Raw genomic sequence first — 3453 nt, forward strand, 5'->3', positions numbered from 1 at the left:
GCGTCGAAGCGCGCCTGTTCGGGCGAATTCGCGTCCGCGTCCAGCGGGGCGACGTGGCCGGGGATATCGAGGGATTGGGTGTACATCTGCACCATCCAGAAGAAGTGGCAATGTGACGCAGTATAAACCAACCGACCGGTCGGTTAATAAATATTTTGAGGACGGGGATTGGGCTCGATAGCGTCGTTCAGGGGTGTTGAAGCACGTCACCCCACCCCGACACTTACCGGTAAAATTGCGAATTGGCCGCGATCTGCGGCCCACTTGCATCTCCGGTACTCATGTTACGTCTAAGCGAAATCAAACTTCCGCTCGATCATCCCGACAGCGCCCTCGAAGCCGCCATCCGTGAGCGCCTCGCGGACCTCGGCGTGGCGCGGGACGGGCTCATCCGATACACCGTGTTTCGCCGCGCGCACGACGCGCGCAAGCGCGCCGACATCAAGCTCACCTACATCGTCGATGTCGAGGTCAAGGATGAAGCGGCCGCGCTGAAACGGCTCGCCGACGTGCCGCATTGCGGCGTGACCCCCGACATGAGCTACAAGTTCGTCGCCAAAGCACCCGCCCAACTGAGCACGCCGCGTCCGGTCGTGATCGGCATGGGGCCGTGTGGTCTGTTCGCAGGACTGATCCTCGCGCAGATGGGCTTCCGGCCGATCATCCTCGAGCGCGGCAAGGCCGTGCGCGAGCGCACCAAGGACACGTTTGGCCTGTGGCGCAAATCGGTGCTGAATCCCGAGTCGAACGTGCAGTTCGGCGAAGGTGGCGCGGGCACTTTTTCGGACGGCAAGCTCTACAGCCAGATCAAGGACCCGAAACATTACGGCCGCAAAGTGCTCGACGAATTCGTGCGGGCCGGTGCGCCCGAGGACATCCTGTACCTGAGCCGGCCGCATATCGGCACGTTTCGCCTCGTCAGCATGGTCGAGAAGATGCGTGCGGGCATCCATGAGCTAGGCGGCGAAGTGCGCTTCGAGACGCGTGTCGAGGACATCGATATCGACAACGGCCAAGTGCGCGGGCTGAAGCTGTCGACCGGCGAAACGCTGCGCTGCGACCACGTGGTGCTGGCGGTCGGCCATAGCGCACGCGACACCTTCCAGATGCTGTACGACCGCGGCGTTCACGTCGAGGCGAAGCCGTTTTCGCTCGGTTTCCGGATCGAGCATCCGCAAGGGGTGATCGATCGCAGCCGTTTCGGCAAATTTGCCGGTCACAAACAGCTCGGTGCAGCCGACTATAAGGTGGTGCACCACTGCAGCAATGGGCGCGCGGTGTATAGCTTTTGCATGTGTCCCGGCGGCACCGTGGTGGCGGCCACGTCGGAGCCGGGGCGGGTCGTCACGAACGGCATGAGCCAGTACTCGCGCGCGGAGCGCAACGCGAATGCGGGCATCGTGGTCGGCATTACGCCAGACGACTACCCGGGCGGCCCGCTTGCGGGTATCGCGTTCCAGCGCAAGTGGGAGGAGCGGGCGTTCGAACTCGGTGGCGGCAACTATATGGCGCCGGGGCAGTTGGTCGGCGACTTCATCGCCGGGCGTCCGTCCACGTCGCTCGGCTCCGTCGTGCCGTCGTATAAGCCCGGCGTGCGGCCAACCGATCTCAGCACGGCACTGCCCGACTACGCGATCGAAGCGATTCGCGAAGCGCTGCCGCAGATGGAAAAGAAAATCGCCGGTTTCGCGATGCATGACGCGGTGCTGACCGGCGTTGAAACCCGAACGTCGTCGCCGGTACGCGTTCGTCGCGGGGACGACTACCAGAGCGTCAACATCAAAGGCCTGTATCCCGCCGGCGAAGGTGCGGGATATGCGGGCGGGATCTACTCGGCGGCGATCGACGGAATCGAAGTCGCCGAAGCCGTCGCTCTGAAGATCATGAGTCAGCAAACGACATGAGTCCAAACGGGCACAGCCGCCGGGCACCGGCGATTGCCGCGTCGTTCGGGCACAATGCGCGTTTCGTCTCGAACCGATCGTCCGAATGACCATTCGCACCCTGGCTGCCGCATGCGGCGCGGCGCTGCTTGCCCAATTTGCTCCGTTTGTCGTTTCCTCGAATGCGTTCGCTGCCGAAGCGCCCGAGCATTGGGTCGCCGTGTGGGCGACCGCGCTGCAACCGCTTCCACAGCGGGCCGACTTGCCACCACTGTATCGCGCGCCGGAAGTCGCCGGGCGCACCGTCCGGCAAATCGTGTATCCGAGTTTGTCGGGAAAGACGGCGCGAATTCATCTGAGCAATGCGTATAGCAAGACACCTCTGGTCATCGACGAACTGCGCATCGCGCGCTCGGCCGGCGGCGCGGCGGCGGTAGCGAGGGATGGCAGTCGAGTGACGTTTGCTGGCAAGGGCGCGGTCAGCGTTCCGCCCGGCGGCGAGCTGGACAGCGATCCGATTGGGATCGACGTCGTCGAGGGCGCGCCGTATGCGATCAGTGCGTTTATGGGACCGGAGCAGCGGATCGTCGCGTGGCACCGTGTGTCGAATCAGGTGAATTATGTGTCGGGGCCGGGTAATCACACCGCCGACACGTCCGCCGCCGCGTTTCGCGGCCGCTTCACCCAATATGTGTGGGTCACGGGCTTGTCGGTGGGGGCGGTGGCACCGTCAGTTGCCGTGGCTGCGATCGGCGACTCGATCACCGACGGCATGCGCTCCAGCCTGAACCAGAACCGTCGCTGGCCGGATGCGCTGGCTCGGCGACTGGCGGCGAGCGGCGCGCAGTCGACCGCGATCGTGAATCTCGGCATCAGCGGCAACCGGCTTCTTAGCGACTCACCTTGTTATGGCGACGCGCTTGCGAGCCGCTTTGAGCGCGATGTTTTGCAACGTCCGGGCGTCAAGGCGGCGGTTGTGCTGATTGGCATCAACGACATTAACTTTGCGGCAATGCCGCCTCATGGCGGGCTCGACTGCGATTTTCCTCATACGTCGGTCACGGCTGCCGATCTGATCGACGGTTACCAGCGAGTGATCGCGGCCGCGCGGCGCAACGGTGTTAAGGTGTTCGGCGCGACGCTGACGCCGGCGTCGCTGCCGCAGGAGCGGGAAAACATTCGACTCGCGGTTAATCAGTGGATCCGGACTAGTCGCGCTTTCGATGGCGTCGTCGATTTCGACGCGGCGTTGCGCGACAGAGCGCAACCGGAGCGTCTGCAGCGCGCTTTCGATAGCGGCGATCACATCCATCCGAGCGACGCGGGCTACGCGGCCATGGCCGACGCTGTTCCTGTTGAGGCAGTGGTGAGCACGGCCCGGAAGTGAGTCACAAACTTTTTTTAAGCAAAAGCGAAATCGGGTGTTGACGAGACGAGAAAGAGTCTCCATAATCTCGCTTCTCTGCTGCAGACGCAGCGACGCAAACGAAGCAGTGCCGGGTGGTAGTAGTTCAGGCGCTGCGGGTTGGGCGGATCGATCTTTAAAAACTAACAGCCGATAAGTGTGGGC

The 3453-nt window shown here is 63.3% G+C and carries 2 protein-coding genes; both read left to right on the forward strand.

Features of this window, described 5'->3' with window-relative positions; translation table 11 throughout:
• Positions 1-281: 281 nt before the first annotated feature.
• The gene (locus AB3X96_RS42075) at positions 282-1904 is read left to right on the forward strand and encodes an NAD(P)/FAD-dependent oxidoreductase (protein WP_368594356.1); all 1623 of its coding nucleotides are present in this window, start codon (positions 282-284) and stop codon (positions 1902-1904) included.
• Between the two features lie 85 nt (positions 1905-1989).
• Positions 1990-3270 (forward strand): SGNH/GDSL hydrolase family protein, encoded by a 1281-nt coding sequence (locus AB3X96_RS42080; RefSeq protein WP_368594357.1) that lies wholly within the window; start codon positions 1990-1992, stop codon positions 3268-3270.
• The last annotated feature ends 183 nt before the right edge of the window (positions 3271-3453 follow it).

This window comes from Paraburkholderia sp. BR13439 (assembly GCF_040948805.1).
Lineage (GTDB): Bacteria > Pseudomonadota > Gammaproteobacteria > Burkholderiales > Burkholderiaceae > Paraburkholderia > Paraburkholderia youngii.